Origin of the sequence: Plantibacter sp. VKM Ac-2880 (genome assembly GCF_015351235.1) — a bacterium.
GTDB lineage: Bacteria > Actinomycetota > Actinomycetes > Actinomycetales > Microbacteriaceae > Plantibacter.
Genome location: NZ_JADKSJ010000001.1, coordinates 1,909,477 through 1,928,523, shown reverse-complemented (window position 1 = coordinate 1,928,523; position 19,047 = coordinate 1,909,477). Strand labels below are relative to the sequence as shown.

The window sequence follows — 19,047 nt, the reverse complement described above, 5'->3', positions numbered from 1 at the left end:
GCAGCGTGTCGGCTAGGCCGACTTCTCCTGACGGCGCGCCGCGCGGGGGACGATGGTGGGGGCCGCGTTCTCGACGACGGACTCCCTGGTGATAACCACCCGGGCGACCTCGTCGGTCGACGGCACTTCGAACATGATCGGCCCGAGGACCTCTTCCATGATCGCCCGCAGACCTCGTGCACCGGTCTTCCGAAGGACGGCGAGATCGGCGATCGCTTCGAGAGCCGCCTGATCGAACTCCAGCTCGACCCCGTCGATCTCGAACATGCGCTGGTACTGCCGGACGAGTGCGTTCTTCGGGACCGTGAGGATCTCCATGAGCGCGTGCTGGTCGAGCGGCGTGACGGTGGTGACCACGGGCAGACGACCGATGAACTCGGGGATCAGACCGAATTTGTGGAGGTCCTCGGGGAGCACCTCGCCGAAGAGGTTCACGTCGTCGCCTTTGCTGTGCAGCGGGGCTCCGAAGCCGATGCCCTTCTTCCCGGCGCGGGAGGAGATGATCTCCTCGAGCCCCGCGAACGCACCGGCGACGATGAACAGCACGTTCGTCGTGTCGATCTGGATGAACTCCTGATGCGGGTGCTTCCGCCCGCCCTGCGGCGGCACCGACGCGACGGTGCCCTCGAGGATCTTGAGGAGCGCCTGCTGGACGCCCTCACCCGACACGTCGCGCGTGATGGACGGGTTCTCCGCCTTCCGCGCGATCTTGTCGACCTCGTCGATGTAGATGATGCCGGTCTCTGCGCGCTTGACGTCGTAGTCGGCGGCCTGGATGAGCTTCAGAAGGATGTTCTCGACATCCTCCCCCACGTAACCGGCTTCGGTCAGCGCGGTCGCGTCGGCGACGGCGAACGGCACGTTGAGCCGTTTGGCGAGCGTCTGCGCGAGGTAGGTCTTGCCGCAACCGGTCGGGCCGATGAGGAGGATGTTGCTCTTCGCGATCTCGATGTCGTCGTGCACCGTCTCGGCCGGAGCCAGGGTCGCACGCGACCGGACCCGCTTGTAATGGTTGTACACCGCGACGGACAGTGCCTTCTTGGCGCTCTCCTGGCCGATGACGTACTCCTCGAGGAAGGCGAAGATCTCCTTCGGCTTCGGGAGGTCGAACTCGCTCACGGTCTCTTCGCTCGCCTCGGCGAGTCGCTCGGCGATGATCTCGTTGCACAACTCGACGCACTCGTCGCAGATGTACACGCCGGGACCAGCGATCAGCTGCTGGACCTGCTTCTGGCTCTTGCCGCAGAACGAGCACTTGAGCAGATCGGCGCTTTCGCCTATCCGTGCCATGTCTTTCCCTCTCCCTGGAGATTCGGTGCTCCGAGCCTAACCTGTCCCTGCGACAACTCGGCGCGCCACCCCGCTGGGATGACGCGCCGAGTCGTGAGCACGGGAACCGGGTCAGGCCGTGATGGCCGCGACGGGGTTCTTTCGCGAGGTGAGCACCTGGTCGATGAGACCGTACTCGAGCGCCTCGGCGGCCGAGAGGATCTTGTCGCGGTCGATGTCCTTGTTGACCTGCTCCACCGAACGGTTGGAGTGGTGCGCCAGGGTCGACTCGAGCCAGCCGCGCATGCGGAGGATCTCGGCGGCCTGGATCTCGATGTCCGACGCCTGTCCGTGGCCGGCCTCGCCGACGGCGGGCTGGTGGATCAGGATCCTGGCGTTGGGGAGCGCCAGGCGCTTCCCGGGGGTCCCGGCGGCGGTGAGCACCGCGGCAGCGGAGGCCGCCTGGCCGAGGACGACCGTCATGACGTGCGGACGGATGTACTGCATCGTGTCGTAGATCGCCGTCATCGCGGTGAACGAACCACCGGGCGAGTTGATGTACATGACGATGTCGCGGTCCGGGTCCATGCTCTCGAGCACGAGCAGCTGAGCCATGATGTCGTCGGCGGACGCGTCGTCGACCTGCACGCCGAGGAAGATGATGCGGTCCTCGAAGAGCTTCGCGTACGGGTCCTGGCGCTTGTACCCGTAGGCCGTGCGCTCTTCGAAGCTCGGGAGGATGTAGCGCGCACCCGGCATCTGCAGCGAGCGGCCCGCCGCACTGAACGTTGGAGTCTCCATGTGTTGCATTCCTGTCTGTCGAAGCCGGGTCACTTGTCGCTGTCGACGGTTCCGCCGCCGCCGGCCACGTCGAGCGCGGACTCACGGAGGTGGTCGACGAAGCCGTACTCGAGCGCTTCCTGGGCGTTGAACCAACGGTCGCGGTCGCCGTCGGCGTTGATCTGCTCGACGCTCTTGCCGGTCTGTGCCGCCGTGATCTCGGCGAGACGACGCTTCATGTCGAGGATGAGCTGCGCCTGGGTCTGGATGTCGCTCGAGGTTCCGCCGAACCCGCCGTGGGGCTGGTGGAGGAGCACCCGGGCGTTCGGGGTGATGTACCGCTTGCCCTTCGTGCCCGCCGTGAGGAGGAGCTGGCCCATGGAGGCGGCCATGCCGATGCCGACCGTGACGATGTCGTTCGGCACGAACTGCATGGTGTCGTAGATGGCCATGCCGGCCGTGATGGAACCACCGGGCGAGTTGATGTAGAGGTAGATGTCGCGCTTCGGGTCGTCCGCGGCGAGCAGCAGCAGCTTGGCCGCGATCTCGTTCGCGTTCTCGTCGCGGACCTCGGCGCCCAGCCAGATGATCCGGTCCTTCAGCAGGCGGTCAAAGACACTGGGCGAGAACTGTGGTTCGGCCATTATCGCTCCGTTTCGGTTGTGCAGTGGTTCGAATCTATCGGAGGCGACGCACGACCAACGCCCTGTTCGCCCTCGGCAGACTCCCGGGCGGCGGGGTTCGCCGGAGGCGGACGGAGCGTCCGGACCTCGGGGCTCAGCGGGGTGGTCGCTGCTCGAGTTCGTCGGCGTAGGCACGGACCGAGCGGTGGTATCGCGGCAGGTGGGGCACGAGGGCTCGCAGGGCGACCGCCGTCGCTCGGTGGGGATCACCGGAACTGGCGAGCGCCAGCGCCAGGAAGGCGGCCGTGGCATCCGCGTAGGGACCCGTCGCCTGGGCGGCGAGCTGCCGTTCCAGCAGCTCCACGCTCTCGGCGACCCGGCCGAGGTTCCGCAAGGTGCTCGCCAACTGGATGACCGCCTGAGGACGATGCTCGTCGTCGAGTCCGGCATCGAGGGCGGCGCGGTAGAGCGCCTCGGCCTCGACCTCGTGCCCAGCGGAGTCGCGTGCGCCCGCCGATTCGAAGAGCGCTCGGGCATCGCCGTGAGGCCGTTCCGTGGCCAGGGCGTCGATCGCCACGATGCGCTCCTCGTCGCTGAGCACTGCATCGTCCCAGACCACCGCGACCCGTGCGTCCCAGTCCTGCGCCTCGTCCATCCCTCGTTCCCTCCCGTTCGTGTCCGGAGACGACAGTAGGGGCGGAATCGCTTCCGCCCCTACTGTCACTGCTGGTGAGTGCTACTCGGCTGCAGCCTCGTCGGTCGCCGCCTTCTTAGCCGGAGCCTTCTTGGCGGGCGCCTTCTTGGCCGGAGCCTTCTTGGCAGCTGCCTTCTTCGGCTCGGCCTCGACCGGAGCCTCCTCGGCGGTGTCCTCGGACGCGGCCTCGGTGGGCTCGTCGGCAGCGGGCTCAGCCGCGGCGTCCTCGTCCTCGACGACGGCGACGAAGTCGCTCAGGTCGACGGGCTTGCCGTTCGAGTCGACGACCTCGGCCTTGCCGAGCGCGATCGCGATGGCCTTGTTGCGGGCGACCTCGCCGACCATGGCGGGGATCTGACCCTGCTGGCCGAGGGCCTCGATGAACTCACCGGGCTCCATGCCGTACTGCGACGCGCTCTGGATGAGGTACTCGGTGAGCTCGTTCTGGTTGACCTGCACGTTGAGCGACTCGGCGAGGGCGTCGAGCAGCAGCTGCGTGCGGAGCGCCTTCTCGCTGGACTCGGTGACCTCGGCACGGTGCTCGTCGTCCTCGAGGCGGTTCTCGCCCTCGAGGTGACGGTGGACCTCGTCCTCGATGACGCTCTCGGGGACCGGGATCTGCGCGGCCTCAAGCATGGCGTCGACGAGCGCGGTGCGAGCGTCGCGGCCCTGGGTGATGACCTGCTGACGCTCGACGACCTCGCGCAGCTGCGCCTTGAACTCGTCGATGGTGTCGAACTCGCTCGCGATCTGAGCGAAGTCGTCGTCGGCCTCGGGGAGCTCGCGCTCCTTGACGGCGGTCAGCGTGACGGTGACCTCGGCGTCCTCACCCTCGTGCTCGCCACCGAGCAGCGGCGACGTGAAGGTGGTCGTCTCGCCCGCGGTCAGCGAGTCGAGCGCCTCGTCAATACCGGTGAGCAGCTCGCCCGAACCGATCTCGTAGGAGACACCGCTCGCGCGGTCGACCTCGGCGTCGTTGATCGTGGCGACCAGGTCGAGCTGCGCGAAGTCGCCCGTCTTGGCCGGGCGGTCGACGGTCACGAGCGTGCCGAACCGGGCACGGATTCGGTCGAGCTCGTCCTGGACGTCGGCCTCGCCGGCCTCCTGGGCGTCGACGGTGAGCTTGAGGCCCTCGTAGGCCGGGAGCGTGATCTCGGGGCGGACGTCGACCTCGATGTTGACCAGCAGGTCGCCGGAGAAGTCCTTCTCGTTCGGCCACTCGACGATGTCCGCCTGCGGGCGGCCGAGCGGACGGAGCTCGTTCTCCTCGAGCGCCTTCCGGAAGAAGCCGTCGAGACCCTCGTTGACGGCGTGCTCGATCACGGCACCCTTGCCGACGCGCTGGTCGATGATCGCCGGTGGCACCTTGCCCTTGCGGAACCCGGGGACGTTGATGTCCTCCGCGATGTGTCCGTACGCGTGGGTGATGCTCGGCTTGAGCTCCTCAGGCGTCACCGCGATGGCGAGCTTGACGCGAGTGGGGCTCAGCTTCTCGACCGTGGTCTTCACGTGATTACTTCTCCTGTGTCGGGGATTCTGCCTCAGTTGAGGACGCAAAACGGAGTCGGGGCGACAGGATTCGAACCTGCGACCTCCCGGTCCCAAACCGGGCGCTCTACCAAGCTGAGCTACGCCCCGGATCGGCGACAATCCGGCCAGCCGGACCGACCGACGAGCGGTGGGCGAAATGGCCTCGGTCAGTCTAGCCCAGAATCTGGGCGCGACCTGTGCGGTTTCCCGGGCTGCAGGCAGCGCACGACCCGGGCTGCACAGACGCACCTCCGGCATGCAGTAGCATTGCCAGGTGAGTTCGTCGCATCGCGGCGCCTCGGGGATGTAGCTCAATGGTAGAGCCTCAGTCTTCCAAACTGATTACGCGGGTTCGATTCCCGTCATCCCCTCCGTTGTCTTGTCTCAAGACATGGGAAACCCCCGGACCCTCAGGTCCGGGGGTTTCTTGGTTGTTGGGGTTGGTAGTCGCGGGTGGTGTCGAGGGTGAGCTCTCGAATGAGTTCCCCGGTGCTGCGGTGGACGACGCGGATCTCGAGGCCGTCGATGAGGACGATGACGCGGGTTCGGGCGAGGGTTCGGCCGAGGCCTATGTGGTGGAGTCGTCCGGCGTGGCGGAGGGTGATGCGGCCGTGGTTGTCGATGGTGTCGGTTCGGACGCGTGCGCGTTGCTCAGATTCTGAGCGGTTGGGTGTGGCTTTGGGGCGGGCTGCGTAGGCCGCTGCTGGGGTGGTGCGTTCGAGCGCGCGGTGGGGTCTGCGGTGGTTGTATTCGTCGGTGAAGGCGTCGAGGAGGAGTTGCAGTTCGAGGAGGTCGTGGGGGCGTGGGCGGTGGGTGAGCCATTTCTTCATGGTTTGTTGCAAGCGTTCGACTTTGCCTTGGGTTTGTGGATGGTAGGGGTGGCCGTTCTTCTGCTGGATCCCGAGGCGGGCGAGGTCGTGTTCGAAGACGTTCTGGCCGCGTCCGCCGGAGAGCCGGGTGGTGAAGACCATGCCGTTGTCGGTGAGCGTTGAGGCTGGAATCCCGTGTTCTGCGGTGGTTTGCGCGAAGACGGTGCGGACGATGGGGCCGGTGACGCGGTGGTGTGCGGTGACGCTGAGTGCGTAGCGGGAGTGGTCGTCGATGAAGCTGAGGATCTCGCTGTCGGTGCCGTTGGAGAGAGGCCAGTGGGTGAAGTCGGCTTGCCAGGTTTCGTTCGGGAGGGCCGCTTCGAAGCGGATATAGGAGGAGCGGGGACGTTTCTGCGGTTGGGGTTCGATGAGTCCTGCGGTGCGGAGATGTCGCCAGATCGTGGCGGGCGCGACGGTGACGTTGTGGTGGTGGGTCAGATGCCAGGCGATCGTGTGGGCGCCGGCATCGAGGCCTCGTTCGAGGAGCTGGGTGCGCAACTGCATGATCAGGGCGATCGTGGTCGCGCTGATGCGGGTGGGGCCGTGTTTCGGAGCGCGTGAGCGTGGCTCGAGAGCGGATTCACCCTCGGCGACGTATCGGGCCATGAGTTTCGAGACCCAGCCGGGCGAGACGCCGTAGCGTCTTGCTGCCTCGGCCTGCGTGCAGTGCTCGATGGTGATGGCGGTGATGATCAGGCGCGCTTTCGACACCCTCCGAGCATCGTTGAGGGTTTCCTATGTCTTGAGACAGGTGTTTCCTATGTCCTGAAACCAGACACCGTCATCCCCTCCGTATTCATCAGAACCAGGCAGCGCCGCGAAGGCGGGATTCATCAGAACCAGGCAGCGCCGCGAAGGCGGGTGGCGAGGCTCGGTTCACCTCGTTCCCGGCGTGGGTCGAATGGCAGCCGCCGGCGGAGGACCTGAGCGGCCGACGCCCTAGGCTGAGCGCATGCGACTCGACGCCCTCTGGCCCCACGTCTGGACCGTGGCCGGCGCGCTCGGCTTCTTCGTCGGCGTGTACGCCCTCGCCACCGGCCGCCTCGGTGTCGGGCTCATCTGCATGATCGGCTGCGTCGTCTGCCTGTCCGGCTCGCTCGCAGCACAGCGTCGACTCAAGAAGCGCGACGCGCGCCGCCGCTAGTCGTCATCCACCGCCGCTGCGTGGACCGCCCTGAGGGCGACGTAGTGGGCGGCGTTCTGCCGGATCGCCTCCTGCTCATCGGCGGTCAGCTCACGCCGCACCTTGGCGGGAACCCCGGCGACGAGCGAGCCGGGCGGCACGATCATCCCCTCGAGGACCACCGCTCCCCCGGCCACCAGCGAACCAGCCCCGATCACCGCTCCGCTCAGCACGACCGATCCCATGCCGATCAGGCAGTCGTCCTCGACCGTGCAGCCGTGGACCACCGCGTTGTGTCCGACCGAGACGTTCCGCCCGATGACCGTCGGGTGGCCGCTGTCCGTGTGGACGGCGACACCGTCCTGGATGTTGGACCCCGCCCCGAGGGTGATCGAGTCCGAGTCGGCGCGGAGCACCGCGTTGTACCAGACGCTCGAATCGGCAGCGAGGGTGACGGCCCCGACCACCACCGAGCCCGGCGCCGTGTAGGCGGTCGGATCCAGTGCGGGCGCGCGTCCGCCTGGGAGCTTCCTGACAGAACCGTGGACAGTCATAAGCCCAACGGTACCCCAGGCGTCGTCGAGCGCCGGAGAACCGCGTCATTCCGGCCCGGATCATCGGTATGGTCAGGCTTTCCTTCGTGAGTGCAGCCTTCGTAAGCCGAGCCTCGACTTCCTTGCGGAATGTCTGGGCCTGAGTACCGTTATATCCAAGCAGACCGGCGAATACGCCCGACCAGGGCCTCACTCGTCAACGAAGGGGAACACCATGACCGACATCACCACCTCCATTCCGCAGGCCGTCGCCAACCCGGACGTCGCAGCAGGCACCGCGCAGTTCCTGAGCCCCGTCGTCCTCGACCTCACCGCGATCGTCGTCAACGGTAAGCAGGCCCACTGGCACGTCCGTGGCGCGAACTTCATCGGCGTCCACGAGCTGCTCGACGACATCGTCGACCACGCGCAGGAGTGGGCCGACCTCGCCGCGGAGCGCATCGTCGCCCTCGGCCTCCCCGTCGACGCCCGTCTCAGCACGGTCGCTGCGAAGACCACCACGCCGGAACTCAGCGAGGGCTTCCAGCAGTCCGACCGCACGATCGCCGAGGTCATCGCGCTGATCGACGCCGCTTCGGCCTCGGTCAACACCGCCGTCAACGAGCTCGACGAGCTCGACCAGACGAGCCAGGACATCGCCATCGAGATCGCTCGCGGCCTCGACAAGGACCGCTGGTTCCTCTTCGCGCACCTCAGCCGCTAGGCGAGCGCCGGGAGCACCGGCATGCACCATCCTGAAGGGGCAGTCATCCGTGACTGCCCCTTCGGCGTGCCAGGACCTCAGCCCTGGCGCTGGAGGAGGGCGAGGACCGCGAGCACCCGCCGATGGTCGCTGCCGGAGTCCTCGAGACCGAGCTTCTGGAAGATGGCCGAGATGTGCTTCTCCACCGCTCCCACCCCGACCAGGAGGCGCTGGGCGATCGCCGCGTTGGTGCGCCCCTCGGCCATGGCGGCGAGTACCTCGGTCTCCCGGGGCGTGAGCGCGGACAAGGGGTCCCGCTGGGTCGCGAACAAGGTGCGCACCACGTCAGGGTCCAGCACGGTCCCACCGCCGACCAGGCGGTGGATGGCGTCCTGGACCTCCTCGAGCGACGTAACCCGATCCTTGAGGAGATAGCCGACTCCGCGCCCGCCGTCCGCCAGCAGCTCCCGGGCGTACACGGTCTCGACGTACTGGCTCAGGAGCAGGACAGGGAGGTCGGGATGGGCTGCTCGCAGGGCGATCGCCGCTCGGACCCCCTCGTCCCGGAACGTCGGCGGCATCCGGACGTCCATCACGATGAGGTCCGGCCGGTCCGTCGCGAGTCCGCGCTGGACCGCGACGGCGTCCGCGTACGCGGCGACCGTGACGAACCCCGCCTCGTCGAACAACCGCAGCAGGCCTTCGCGGAGCAGCGTCGAATCCTCGGCGATCACGATCCGGAGCGGCGCACCATCTGCATGATCAGGACTGGTCATCCGCTCAGCCTAGGGGGATCGACACCGAGACGGAGCTGCCTCGGGCGGCGCCCTCCCACACCGGCGTGGGCTCGATCGTCAACCCACCACCGAGCCCCTGCGCCCGCTCGACCAGACCCGCCAGACCGTGGCCCGCTTCGACGTGGGCGCCACCACGACCGTCGTCGACCACACGCAGGATCAGACGAGCCCCGAGCTGTGGGGCCATCGTCGTGGCGGCTTCGACGCGCGCGACCCGCGCCGCTGCGTGCTTCGAGACGTTCGTGAGGAGTTCGGCAACGACGAAATAGAGCCCGCGTTCGGTCTCCCGTGGCAGCTGCAACGATGCGATGACCGCCAGCTCGGTCCTCGTGGGCACCGCGGACCGCGCGGCGAGGTCCTCGAGGGCGGCGACGAGGCCGCGGTCCTGGAGCAGCGGAGGCATGAGGCCCTTGGAGAGCGCGCGGAGTTCGTCGAGGGTCTCTGCGGCCTGCGCTCGGGCCTCGCCCACGAGGGTCCGCGCCGACGCCGGATCGGTGTCGAGGCGTCGTTCGGCGGCTGCGAGGTCCATCTGCAGCCGGACGAGGCGCTGCTGCGGCCCGTCGTGGATGTCACGTTCGAGCCGCCGCACGGCTCCCGCCTCCGCGGCGACGGCGGCGCCTCGCGCGCGTTGCTCCGCGACCAGCGCGGCTCGCAACTCCTCCTGAGGCCGCGTGCCGAACATCGCCGAAGCGACGGCGTGGTGCAGGAGCACCATCCCCCGGAGCACCGGCGGCAGGGTGGCGAGGAACACGAGGCCGATGCCGAGATTCGTGAGCTTGTCGGCGAGCAACGCGTCGGCCGGGTCCAGCGCGGGAGACAACAGCTCCGCCAGCCCGGAGGACGACCCCGCCGGGAGCAGATCGACCCAGATCCAGGCCGTGCAGCCGGCGACGGCACCCACGGTCCACGTGATCGTCAGCCCCCAGGTGATCCCGCAGATGATCGGATTCACGATGACCGTGTGCAGGGCGGCGAGCCACCACCGTGGACCGGCGAGCGGGGCGAGCACCGCGCCGAACGTCGTCGAAGGCTCGATCGAGGACCTCCAGGCGCCCAGACGGATGGGACGCAGACCGGTGGTGCGCAGCCGGACGATTTCGAGGTGCACCCAGGCGCGCGACACCCAGAGCCCGCCGACGCCTATGACGATCCCGATCCCGAGGATCGCCAACCCGAAGCCGAGCGAGAGGATCGTCACGGCCAGGACGCTGCCCACGATCGCGATCGGCAGGTTCGGCAGGAGGAAGAGGAGCGATCCGGGAACGTCCGACCACAGCCGGCCGTACCGCCGACCACCCCGGAGGGAGGCATCCGGTGTCGTGGGTGTATCGAGCGCGCGGCTGATGGTGGTGGTCATCGAAGAGGTCCTTTCGACCAGGCGGGGCCGGCTCTCGCGCCGGGCTCTCCACAGTCTGTTCGGCGGTAACGGAGAACGGCATCCGGCGGGCGCCCCCGCAGGGCCGGGGGCTAACCCCCCGTCGGCGGTGACGCCACGGCGGCGGTCACCCGACCCGCGAGCAGGGTGGCACGGACCGGCATGGCGCGGAGGACCTCCGCAGGGCAGGTGAACGGGTCGGCGGACACGACGACGAGGTCCGCGGGGCTCCCCACCGACACGACGTCGTCGTCACCCCTGGTCGAGGCGGCCAGCGCCTCCTCCACCGTGATGGCCTGCTCGCCGTGCCAGGGATCGCGGCCGTCGCGGCTCCGCGTCACGGCGGCGGCGATGGACACCCACGGGTCGAGGGGCGCGACCGGCGCGTCGGAACCGAGTCGCAGCGTCGCCCCGGCGTCGAGCAGACTGCGGAGCACGAACGCGCGGTCGGTGCGGCCGGCCCAGTGCACCTCCGCGATGTCCCGATCGTCCATCGCGTGTTCCGGCTGGACGCTGGCGGCCGTCCCGGTCCGGGCGAACCGCTCCAGGTCCGACGCGCGCAGCAGCTGGGCATGCTCGATCGTCCCGCGCGCGCCGGTCGTCTCGATGGCGTCGAGCGCGAGGGTGTTGGCTCGGTCGCCGATGGCGTGCACGGCGCAGTGGAGCCCGTTCGCGGTCGCCAGCGCGAGCAGGGCGGTCAGCCGCTCCGGCGGCACGTTGAGCATGCCGTGCGCATCCGACCCTGGAGCGGAACCCGGGTAGGGCGTGTCGCAACAGGCCGTGCGGGTGTTGAGCGAGCCGTCGGTGATGACCTTGAAGGGGCCGACCTGCGCCAGCCCGTCCGTTCCGGCCAACACCCCACCGGTGACGAGGCCGGCGTCGATCGCCCGCTCGAGGTGCTCGGCGTAGATGCCGAAGGAGATGCGGAGTGCACGCGTGCCGTTGCCGACCCGCCGGACCCAGTCCGCGGCGTTCCACCGCATCTCGAGGTCGACGACCCCGACGACGCCCCGTGACGCCGCCTGATCGGCTGCAGCGTCGACCCATCGGTCGGAGAGCTCGGCCGCCACCTGGTCGAGCTGTTTGAGGACGGCGAACGACTCCTCCTCCCGGAGCAACCCCGTGGGGTGGTCCCCGAAGCCCGTGGCCCGCAGCGCGGCGCTGTTCAACCAGCAGCAGTGCAGGTCGGCGCTCACGAGCACGACCGCGCGGTCGGGAGCGATCTCGTCCAGCACCGCGAACGTCGGCAGGTCGGGCCAGAGGGCGTCCCGGAACCGGGCGCCCTCGATCCAACCGTCGCCGTCGGGCTCCTGGGCGATGCGTTCGGCGACCAGCGCTGCGGCCTCGGTGGCGGACGCGGCCGACGACAGGTCCACGCGCCTCGCCGTGCGCGCCCACTGCGTGAAGTGCACGTGATGATCCCAGAGGCCAGGCAGCAGGAAGCCGCCGCCGCCGTCCAGGACGCCGGCGTCTCCGTTGCGCACGACCTCGGGGTCCGCAGGACGGATCGCGACGATGGCACCGTCCTCCAGGAGGACGTCGACCCGTTCGGTGTCGGACGCGCCTCCGCGGCGCGGACCCGACAGGTGGACGTCGGCGATCATCGTGACGACGTCGCCGACGGATCCAGGGCGGTGCTCGGTCATCACATCGGTCCTCGTCGGTTCGTCGGGCGGGTTCGGATCAGCGTTGGCAGTTCGGGCACCAGTACAGCTTCCGGGCGCCCATCTCCTCGAGCAGGATGTTCGTCCCGCAGACTCGGCAGGGCAGCCCCTCGCGCTTGTACACCCAGTGCCGATCGGCACGGTTGGCCATCGCGAGTCGGTAGTCGGCCGGCGAGAGGTCGTCCATCGTCATCATCTGCCCGGTCTCCACCCCGATCGCGAGCAGTCGCGTCCAATCGGCCCAGAGCTCGCGGAGCGTCTCCTCCGGAACGGTCTTCCCCGTGCGGTGCGGATCCAGCCGCGCCCGGAACAGCAGTTCAGCCCGGTAGACGTTGCCGATGCCGCTGACGATCTGCTGGTCCATCAGCAGGAGCCCGATCGGCGAACCCTTGCGGTGCGCTCGGGAGACGAACCGTTCGCCGGCCTCGGCGCTCGGGTCGAGCAGCGGGTCCGGTCCGAGCCGGTCGATGACCGCCTGGACCCCGGCCGAGTCGATCACCTCGCACGCGGTCGGTCCGCGGAGATCGGCGACGGTGGTGTCGGTCAGCAGCCGCACGCGTACCTGTCCGACGGGCTCGGGCGGGAACCGCTCGTCCAGCTCGGCGAGAGGACTCGACTGCTCTGACATCCGGACGCGGGCTCGACGAGGCGCTCCGATGCTGTGCAGCGAATTCTCCCCGTCGAGGTCGAGGATCGGGTCGTCGACGACGGTCCCGCGCTGGTTCGTCTGGCCCATGCGCCCGTTCGCAGCGGCGATGGTGGGATCGGAGTGGATGTCGCCGGCGAAGTCCCACGCGCCGTAGAGCCCGAGGTGGACCCGCAGCCACAGCCCGTCGTCGAATTCGAGGAACATCTGCTTGCCCACGGCTTTGGCGTCGGTGACCGTCCGTCCGTCGAGCACCGAGGCACCTTCAGCGAACCGTCCCTGCGGTGAGGACACGGCGACGCGGTGGCCCACGAAGTTCTGCCGGAACTGGCGGGCGATGCGATGGACGGAGTGCCCCTCGGGCATGGTGACTCCTCACTCGGGTGGCGGCGCGGTCGAGCGGCGCCGCAATGGCGATGGCGGACGCGTCAGTCGTCGACGTGCTTGCCGGCGATGGTGCCGGTCGCCTCGTACTCCGCGAGTTGGGCGATACGACGGGCGTGGCGTTCCTCGAGGCTGAACGGTTCGGCGATGAACGCGTCGATGAACGACACCGCCTCGTCGACCGAGTGCTGCCGAGCACCGATCGAGATGACGTTGGCGTCGTTGTGCTGCCGGGCGAGCTGAGCCGTGCTCAGGTTCCAGACGAGCGCGGCGCGGACACCGAGGACCTTGTTCGCAGCGATCTGCTCGCCGTTGCCCGAACCGCCGAACACCACGCCGAGCGCGTCCACACCGGCCTGCTGGTCGCGCACGACGGCCTTCGCTGCGTTGATGCAGAAGGAGGGGTAGTCGTCCAGGGCGTCGTACACGGTGGGACCGTGGTCGAAGACGTCGTGACCCGCGGCGCGCAGGTGGTCCTGGAGGGTGCGGCTGAGCTCGAGACCGGCGTGATCGGTGGCGATGTGGATGCGCATGGGGAAAGTCTAGGGTTCCGGACGCGCAGCTCGGGTCAGTCGAAGATCGGGTCAGCGGTGCGGCTGCGCTTGAGCTCGAAGAAGCCCGGGTAGGCGGCCGCGGCGACGACGCCGTCCCACAGGGCGAGGGCCTGGTCACCCTTCGGTGCGGGCGAGATGACCGGACCGAAGAAGGCGACGTCGTCGATCGCGATGACGGGCGTGCCGACGTCCTGGCCGACCCGCCCGATGCCGTCGAAGTGGCTCTCGCGCATGGGGCCGTCGTACGCGTCGGTCTTCGACGCTTCGGCGAGCGCCGCGGGGAGTCCGGTCTCCGCGAGGGCTTCGGCGATGACGGCGTCGACGTCCTCGGCGCGTCCTCCCGGGTGGATCCGGGTGCCCAGGGCGTCGTAGAGCGGCTTGACGACCTCCTGGCCGTGTTCCTGCGATGCTGCGGCGACGAGCCGGGTGTACCGGAGCGCACGCGGGAAGAACGCGCGGTAGTCGTCGCTCACGTCCTGGTCCTCGTTGAGGACGGCCAGGCTCATGATGTGCCAGGTGACGTCGAGGTTGCGGGCCTCGGTGACCTCGTCGACCCAACGCGAGGTCATCCAGGCCCACGGGCAGGAGGGGTCGAACCAGAAGTCGACGCGGGTGGTCTCTGCAGCGGAAGTCGTCATGCCGCAACCCTACGCTCCACTCGCCCCGATCACTCCGGGACCGGACACACACCGGGTCTAGGCTGGTTGCTCGTGCCGGGGTCGTCACAAGCGACCACGTGCAGTCCACACGTCACGTGTCCATCAACACATCAGGGAGCAGCTGTGCCAGGAGAGAACCTCACCCGAGTCGAAGCCCAGGAGCGCAGGGCGCTCGTCGACACGTCGAGCTACGAGGTCGTGCTCGACCTCACGACCGGTCCTGAGGTGTTCCGCAGCACCACGACGGTCCACTTCGCGGGCGAACCCGGTTCCTCGACGTTCATCGACGCCATCACCCGTACCGTGCACTCCGTCACCCTGAACGGTGTCGAGCTCGACCCGGCGACGGTGTCCGACGGCATCCGCATCCAGCTCGACGGCCTCGCCGCCGAGAACGTGCTCGTCGTCGACGCGGACGCCGAGTACACCAACACGGGCGAGGGCCTCCACCGCTTCGTCGACCCGGTCGACGGCGAGGTCTACCTCTACAGCCAGTTCGAGGTCCCCGACTCGCGCCGGGTGTTCGCCGTCTTCGAGCAGCCCGACCTGAAGGCGACGTTCGCCTTCACCGTCACCGCCCCCGCGGCCTGGCAGGTCGTCAGCAACTCCCCGACGCCGGAGCCGGTCCCCGCACACGACGGCGCGGCGACCTGGAGTTTCGCGCCGACGCAGCGCATCTCCTCGTACATCACCGCGATCGTCGCCGGCCCCTACGACGTGGTCCGCAGCGAGCTCACCTCGAGCGACGGCCGCACCATCCCGCTCGGCGTGTTCGCGCGGAAGAGCCTCGCGGAGTACCTCGACGCCGACTACATCTTCGAGAAGACGCGGCAGGGATTCGCCTACTACGAGGAGAAGTTCGCCTACCCGTACCCGTTCGAGAAGTACGACCAGCTCTTCGTCCCCGAGTTCAACGCCGGCGCGATGGAGAACGCCGGTGCGGTGACGTTCACGGAGACCTACGTGTTCCGCTCGAAGGTGACCGACGCCATCAAGGAGCGTCGTGTCGTCACGATCCTGCACGAGCTCGCCCACATGTGGTTCGGCGACCTCGTCACGATGAAGTGGTGGAACGACCTGTGGCTGAACGAGTCGTTCGCCGAGTGGGCGTCGACGATCGCCACCGCCGAGGCCACCGAGTGGACCGAGGCCTGGACGACGTTCAACGCGATGGAGAAGACCTGGGCGTACCGCCAGGACCAGCTCCCCTCCACGCACCCCATCGTCGCGACGATCAACGATCTCGAGGACGTGCAGGTCAACTTCGACGGCATCACCTATGCGAAGGGCGGCTCGGTCCTGAAGCAGCTCGCGGCCTGGGTCGGGATCGAGGCGTTCTTCGCCGGTGTCGGCAACTACTTCCGGAAGCACGAGTTCGGGAACACGGTGCTCGATGACCTCCTGGTCGAACTGGAGGCGACAAGCGGTCGCGACCTCCGCGGGTGGTCGAAGCTCTGGCTCGAGACCTCCGGCGTCGGGACGCTCAGCCCCGAGTTCACGGTCGACGCCGACGGCGCGTTCACGGCGTTCGCGGTCCGGCAGACGGTTCCCGAGGAGTACGCCACCCTGCGGCCCCACCGCCTCGCGATCGGCCTCTACCGACTCCAGGACGGCAAGCTCGTCCGCACCGAGCGCGTCGAACTCGACGTCGACGGCTCCCTCACCGAGGTGCCAGAGCTCCTCGGCAAGACGCAGCCCGACCTCGTCCTGCTGAACGACGACGACCTCGCCTACGCGAAGATCCGTCTCGACGAGCGGTCCCTGGCGACGGCGATCGACCACCTCGCCTCGATCGAGGATCCGCTGGCCCGCTCGCTCGTGTGGGGCGCGGCGTGGGATGCGACGCGCGACGCCGAGTCCACCGCGTCCGACTACGTCGACCTCGTCCTCGGAAACATCGCGACCGAGACCGAGTCGACCACGCTTCGCACGACGCTCGGACAGCTCGGCCTCGCGGCACGCAACTACGTCGCTCCCGAACGGCGCCTCGCCACCGTCGAGCGCGTCGGCGACGCCCTCTGGGCCCTCGCCCAGGACGCCGAGGCCGGATCGGACGCGCAGTTCCAGTTCGTGAAGTTCTTCGCGGCCCTCGCGTCGACGCCCGAGCACGGCGCGCACCTGAAGGCACTCCGCGACGGCACGGCCTCGCTCGAGGGGCTCGAGATCGACACCGATCTCCGTTGGGAGCTGCTCGAAGGCCTGGTGCTCCTGGGCCTCGCGGACGGCTCCGACATCGACGCGGCGCTGGCGGCGGACAACACGGCCAACGGCGCACAGGCGGCCGCCCGGGCGCGTGCGACCATCCCCACGAGCGAGGGGAAGCGCGCCGCGTTCGACTCCGTGGTCGAGCAGGACGACCAGCCGAACGCCATCGTCCGGAACGTCGGGCTGGGGTTCGGCCACGTCATCGACCCCGCCGTTCTCGAGCCACTCGTGGAGCCCTACTTCGCCTCATTGACGACGGTCTGGGAGTCGCGGAGCTACAAGATCGCCGAGTACATCGTCGAGGGCCTCTACCCTTCGGCGCTCGCCTCCACCGAGCTGCGGGATCGCACCCGTGCCTGGTTGGACGCCAACCCGGAGGTTCCAGCACTGCGGCGCATGCTCGTCGAAGCGCTCGCGGGTGTCGAACGGGCGCTCGCGGCGCAGGCACGGGACGCCGCGTGACGTCCGCCACCGGATAGCACCGCGGTACCAGACGCTTCACCCGAGAACCCCTCCACGGCACGACCCGCCGTGGAGGGGTTCTCCGTATCCTTGGAGGATGAGCGGCCCCGTGAACGATGTCCGGCCCACCGGGTCGGCGTCGCGATGACCGATCCGGTGCAGCCATCCGTCCACGACCGCTCCGCGACAGAGGCCTCGCTGATGCTCCCCCGGCCACCGGGGGTCGTCCGGCGTTGGTGGTCGAGGCACCCCTGGACAGCCGACTCGCTGATCGCCGCCGGGTACCTCCTCGTCGCGCTCTCCGTCAGCACGGCGGAGTGGTTCGACGTGGACCTGGCGACCCAGCCGTCACGGATCGCCCTCGCGGTGGCCATCGTCGCCGTCACGACCCTCGCCGTCCTCTTCCGGCGCCGGCGACCGCTCACGATGGCGCTGATCGTGATCGCGGTCGGACTCGTGTCGGTCGCGCAGACGGTGTCCGTCGACGCGTTCGCCGTGCCGGTCCTCCTGTACTCCGTGGCCGTCTACCGCGGGGTCGCCCACGGCTGGCGGGCGTTCGCGGCAGCGGCGGTCGTGGCGATCCTGGCTCCGTTCCTCCCGTGGGCTGCGCCGCAGGCGCCAGGCGAGCCGGAGCAGACGATCATCTCCGTCGTGCTCTTCGCCCTGTTCGGCCTCCTCGTCGGCATCAACGTCGGCAACCGGAAGCGGTACGTCCAGGCCCTCGTGGACCGCGCCGCGCAGCTCGCACGCGAGCGCGACCAGCAGGCCCAGCTCGCCGCCGTCGCCGAACGCACCCGCATCGCGCGGGAGATGCACGACATCGTGTCCCACAGTCTCACGGTGATCGTCGCCCTTTCGGAGGGCGCCCTCGCGACGAAGGACCCGACGGCTTCGCGAGCCGCCATGACCGCGGTCACCGACGCCGCTCGCACCTCACTCGTCGACATGCGACGGATGCTCGGCGTGCTCCGCGAGACCGGGAGTGCGCCCCTCGCACCGCAACCGGACGCCGCTTCGATCCCCGCGCTCGTGCAGACCTTCCGTGGGCTCGGGCTTCCGGTCGCCCTGACCGACTCCGGTCCCCCGACCGACGATCCGTCCATCCTGCTCGCCGTGCACCGCATCACGCAGGAGGCGCTCACCAACGCCCTGCGGTATTCGGAGCGGCCGAAGCGGGTCGACGTCGTCATCACCTCGTACGACGACCGCATCGAGCTCATCGTCGAGAACGACGGCTCCATCCCCGACGCGCCCTCACTCGGCGCGGGGCAGGGCCTGCTCGGGCTGCGGGAGCGCGTCGCGTTCCAGGGAGGCCGGGTCACAGCCGGTGTGGTCGGCGATCGCCTGTGGCGCGTGCACGCCGTCCTCCCGAGGGACCCCGGTGCAGCACGATCCCGTCCGACCCCCGATCCACGAGGAACCACACCATGACCGACCCCATCCGCATCCTGCTCGTCGACGACCAGCAGCTCATCCGTCTCGGCTTCGGCCTGGTCCTCGGCGCCGAGGACGACCTGAACGTCATCGGCGAGGCGTCCAACGGTGCCGAGGCGATCGACCTCGCCGCCAGACTGCGACCCGACGTGATCCTGATGGACGTCCGCATGCCGGGCCTCGACGGGATCGAGGCGACCCGGCGGATCGTCGCGGCGCACCCCGACAGCCGCATCATCATCCTCACGACCTTCGACCTCGACGAGTACGCGTTCGGGGCGCTGCGGGCCGGCGCCAGCGGCTTCCTCCTGAAGGACGCCCTCCCCCATGAGCTGACGTCTGCGATCCGCGCCGTGCACGCCGGCGACGCCGCCGTGTCCACCCGGGTCACCAAGCGGATGCTCGAGCTCTTCGCCACGGCGCTCCCCGGAACCGCGGCCGACACGGCGGAGGGATCGGCAGCGGGACTCGCCGACCTGACCCCGCGTGAGCACGACATCCTCGTCGCCATGGCGGAAGGACTCAGCAATGCGGAGATCGCGGCGCACTTCATCCTCTCCGAGTCGACCGTCAAGACCCACGTCGGGCGCGTCCTCATGAAGCTGCAGTTGCGCGACCGCGTGCAGGCCGTCATCTTCGCCTACAAGCACGGGCTCGTCCGTCCATGACCGTCCGCCCGCTCGACGTGCGGCTGCCGTCCGGGCCACTCACACGATTCACTCCAGCACGCTGAGTACACTGAT

18 protein-coding genes and 2 tRNA genes are annotated in these 19,047 nt (G+C 68.9%); 6 read left to right on the top strand and 14 right to left on the bottom strand.

What is annotated here, in order from left to right; translation table 11 throughout:
• Positions 1–12: 12 nt before the first annotated feature.
• The 6 genes from clpX to ITJ57_RS09300 all read right to left on the bottom strand — a co-directional run bounded on the left by clpX (position 13) and on the right by ITJ57_RS09300 (position 5,004).
• Positions 13–1,290, bottom strand: a complete 1,278-nt coding sequence (gene clpX, locus ITJ57_RS09325) for an ATP-dependent Clp protease ATP-binding subunit ClpX (protein WP_056006673.1) — start codon at positions 1,288–1,290, stop codon at positions 13–15.
• Positions 1,291–1,401: 111 nt separating this feature from the next.
• Positions 1,402–2,070 carry an ATP-dependent Clp protease proteolytic subunit gene (locus tag ITJ57_RS09320; protein ID WP_056006676.1) on the bottom strand — a complete coding sequence of 223 codons (669 nt, stop codon included), beginning with the start codon at positions 2,068–2,070 and terminating at the stop codon, positions 1,402–1,404.
• A 29-nt stretch (positions 2,071–2,099) separates the two neighbouring features.
• The gene (locus ITJ57_RS09315) at positions 2,100–2,693 is read right to left on the bottom strand and encodes an ATP-dependent Clp protease proteolytic subunit (RefSeq protein ID WP_194669773.1); all 594 of its coding nucleotides are present in this window, start codon (positions 2,691–2,693) and stop codon (positions 2,100–2,102) included.
• A gap of 133 nt (positions 2,694–2,826) precedes the next feature.
• Positions 2,827–3,327, bottom strand: a complete 501-nt coding sequence (locus tag ITJ57_RS09310; protein WP_194669772.1) for a tetratricopeptide repeat protein — start codon at positions 3,325–3,327, stop codon at positions 2,827–2,829.
• Between the two features lie 81 nt (positions 3,328–3,408).
• Positions 3,409–4,875, bottom strand: a complete 1,467-nt coding sequence (gene tig / locus ITJ57_RS09305) for a trigger factor (RefSeq protein WP_194669771.1) — start codon at positions 4,873–4,875, stop codon at positions 3,409–3,411.
• A gap of 55 nt (positions 4,876–4,930) precedes the next feature.
• Positions 4,931–5,004 (bottom strand) — tRNA-Pro (locus tag ITJ57_RS09300).
• Between the two features lie 192 nt (positions 5,005–5,196).
• Between ITJ57_RS09300 and ITJ57_RS09295 the strand changes: the two genes are divergently transcribed.
• Positions 5,197–5,267 (top strand) — tRNA-Gly (locus tag ITJ57_RS09295).
• A gap of 39 nt (positions 5,268–5,306) precedes the next feature.
• Here ITJ57_RS09295 and ITJ57_RS09290 read toward each other — a convergent pair.
• The gene (locus ITJ57_RS09290) at positions 5,307–6,476 is read right to left on the bottom strand and encodes an IS481 family transposase (RefSeq protein ID WP_194669770.1); all 1,170 of its coding nucleotides are present in this window, start codon (positions 6,474–6,476) and stop codon (positions 5,307–5,309) included.
• 241 nt (positions 6,477–6,717) lie between these two features.
• Here ITJ57_RS09290 and ITJ57_RS09285 point away from each other — a divergent pair, with 241 nt between their 5' ends.
• The gene (locus ITJ57_RS09285) at positions 6,718–6,909 is read left to right on the top strand and encodes a hypothetical protein (protein WP_194669769.1); all 192 of its coding nucleotides are present in this window, start codon (positions 6,718–6,720) and stop codon (positions 6,907–6,909) included.
• On the opposite strand, the gene ITJ57_RS09280 is transcribed toward ITJ57_RS09285, so the two are convergent.
• Positions 6,906–7,442, bottom strand: coding sequence for a gamma carbonic anhydrase family protein (locus ITJ57_RS09280; protein ID WP_194669768.1), 537 nt, complete (start codon positions 7,440–7,442; stop codon positions 6,906–6,908). The two genes, ITJ57_RS09285 and ITJ57_RS09280, sit on opposite strands and share 4 nt — an antisense overlap.
• 214 nt (positions 7,443–7,656) lie before the next feature.
• Between ITJ57_RS09280 and ITJ57_RS09275 the strand changes: the two genes are divergently transcribed.
• A complete protein-coding gene (locus ITJ57_RS09275; RefSeq protein ID WP_194669767.1) occupies positions 7,657–8,145 on the top strand; it encodes a Dps family protein in 489 nt (162 codons plus the stop codon).
• A 77-nt stretch (positions 8,146–8,222) separates the two neighbouring features.
• On the opposite strand, the gene ITJ57_RS09270 is transcribed toward ITJ57_RS09275, so the two are convergent.
• The 6 genes from ITJ57_RS09270 to ITJ57_RS09245 all read right to left on the bottom strand — a co-directional run bounded on the left by ITJ57_RS09270 (position 8,223) and on the right by ITJ57_RS09245 (position 14,182).
• Positions 8,223–8,900: a response regulator transcription factor gene (locus ITJ57_RS09270; protein ID WP_194669766.1), complete on the bottom strand. Its 678-nt coding sequence runs from the start codon at positions 8,898–8,900 to the stop codon at positions 8,223–8,225.
• Positions 8,901–8,904: 4 nt separating this feature from the next.
• Positions 8,905–10,278, bottom strand: coding sequence for a sensor domain-containing protein (locus ITJ57_RS09265; RefSeq protein ID WP_194669765.1), 1,374 nt, complete (start codon positions 10,276–10,278; stop codon positions 8,905–8,907).
• A gap of 110 nt (positions 10,279–10,388) precedes the next feature.
• A complete protein-coding gene (locus ITJ57_RS09260) occupies positions 10,389–11,942 on the bottom strand; it encodes an amidohydrolase (protein ID WP_228506557.1) in 1,554 nt (517 codons plus the stop codon).
• Positions 11,943–11,979: 37 nt separating this feature from the next.
• Positions 11,980–12,972, bottom strand: a complete 993-nt coding sequence (locus tag ITJ57_RS09255; protein ID WP_194669764.1) for an Fpg/Nei family DNA glycosylase — start codon at positions 12,970–12,972, stop codon at positions 11,980–11,982.
• A 62-nt stretch (positions 12,973–13,034) separates the two neighbouring features.
• The gene (locus tag ITJ57_RS09250; protein ID WP_194669763.1) at positions 13,035–13,523 is read right to left on the bottom strand and encodes a ribose-5-phosphate isomerase; all 489 of its coding nucleotides are present in this window, start codon (positions 13,521–13,523) and stop codon (positions 13,035–13,037) included.
• 35 nt (positions 13,524–13,558) lie between these two features.
• Positions 13,559–14,182, bottom strand: coding sequence for a DsbA family protein (locus tag ITJ57_RS09245; RefSeq protein ID WP_194669762.1), 624 nt, complete (start codon positions 14,180–14,182; stop codon positions 13,559–13,561).
• A gap of 144 nt (positions 14,183–14,326) precedes the next feature.
• Between ITJ57_RS09245 and pepN the strand changes: the two genes are divergently transcribed.
• The 3 genes from pepN to ITJ57_RS09230 all read left to right on the top strand — a co-directional run bounded on the left by pepN (position 14,327) and on the right by ITJ57_RS09230 (position 18,972).
• Positions 14,327–16,870 carry an aminopeptidase N gene (gene pepN, locus ITJ57_RS09240; RefSeq protein ID WP_194669761.1) on the top strand — a complete coding sequence of 848 codons (2,544 nt, stop codon included), beginning with the start codon at positions 14,327–14,329 and terminating at the stop codon, positions 16,868–16,870.
• A 144-nt stretch (positions 16,871–17,014) separates the two neighbouring features.
• Complete coding sequence (locus ITJ57_RS09235) at positions 17,015–18,301, top strand: sensor histidine kinase (protein ID WP_194669760.1); 1,287 nt, start codon at positions 17,015–17,017, stop codon at positions 18,299–18,301.
• The gene (locus tag ITJ57_RS09230; protein WP_194669759.1) at positions 18,298–18,972 is read left to right on the top strand and encodes a response regulator transcription factor; all 675 of its coding nucleotides are present in this window, start codon (positions 18,298–18,300) and stop codon (positions 18,970–18,972) included. Before ITJ57_RS09235 ends, ITJ57_RS09230 begins: the two co-directional genes overlap by 4 nt.
• The last annotated feature ends 75 nt before the right edge of the window (positions 18,973–19,047 follow it).

Coding starts and splice junctions, on each gene's coding strand:
- clpX (WP_056006673.1), bottom strand. CDS start 1,290: ATGGCACGGATAGGCGAAAGCGCCGATCTGCTCAAGTGCTCGTTCTGC.
- ITJ57_RS09320 (WP_056006676.1), bottom strand. CDS start 2,070: ATGGAGACTCCAACGTTCAGTGCGGCGGGCCGCTCGCTGCAGATGCCG.
- ITJ57_RS09315 (WP_194669773.1), bottom strand. CDS start 2,693: ATGGCCGAACCACAGTTCTCGCCCAGTGTCTTTGACCGCCTGCTGAAG.
- ITJ57_RS09310 (WP_194669772.1), bottom strand. CDS start 3,327: ATGGACGAGGCGCAGGACTGGGACGCACGGGTCGCGGTGGTCTGGGAC.
- ITJ57_RS09285 (WP_194669769.1), top strand. CDS start 6,718: ATGCGACTCGACGCCCTCTGGCCCCACGTCTGGACCGTGGCCGGCGCG.
- ITJ57_RS09280 (WP_194669768.1), bottom strand. CDS start 7,442: ATGACTGTCCACGGTTCTGTCAGGAAGCTCCCAGGCGGACGCGCGCCC.
- ITJ57_RS09275 (WP_194669767.1), top strand. CDS start 7,657: ATGACCGACATCACCACCTCCATTCCGCAGGCCGTCGCCAACCCGGAC.
- ITJ57_RS09270 (WP_194669766.1), bottom strand. CDS start 8,900: ATGACCAGTCCTGATCATGCAGATGGTGCGCCGCTCCGGATCGTGATC.
- ITJ57_RS09265 (WP_194669765.1), bottom strand. CDS start 10,278: ATGACCACCACCATCAGCCGCGCGCTCGATACACCCACGACACCGGAT.
- ITJ57_RS09260 (WP_228506557.1), bottom strand. CDS start 11,942: ATGACCGAGCACCGCCCTGGATCCGTCGGCGACGTCGTCACGATGATC.
- ITJ57_RS09255 (WP_194669764.1), bottom strand. CDS start 12,972: ATGCCCGAGGGGCACTCCGTCCATCGCATCGCCCGCCAGTTCCGGCAG.
- ITJ57_RS09250 (WP_194669763.1), bottom strand. CDS start 13,523: ATGCGCATCCACATCGCCACCGATCACGCCGGTCTCGAGCTCAGCCGC.
- ITJ57_RS09245 (WP_194669762.1), bottom strand. CDS start 14,182: ATGACGACTTCCGCTGCAGAGACCACCCGCGTCGACTTCTGGTTCGAC.
- ITJ57_RS09235 (WP_194669760.1), top strand. CDS start 17,015: ATGACCGATCCGGTGCAGCCATCCGTCCACGACCGCTCCGCGACAGAG.
- ITJ57_RS09230 (WP_194669759.1), top strand. CDS start 18,298: ATGACCGACCCCATCCGCATCCTGCTCGTCGACGACCAGCAGCTCATC.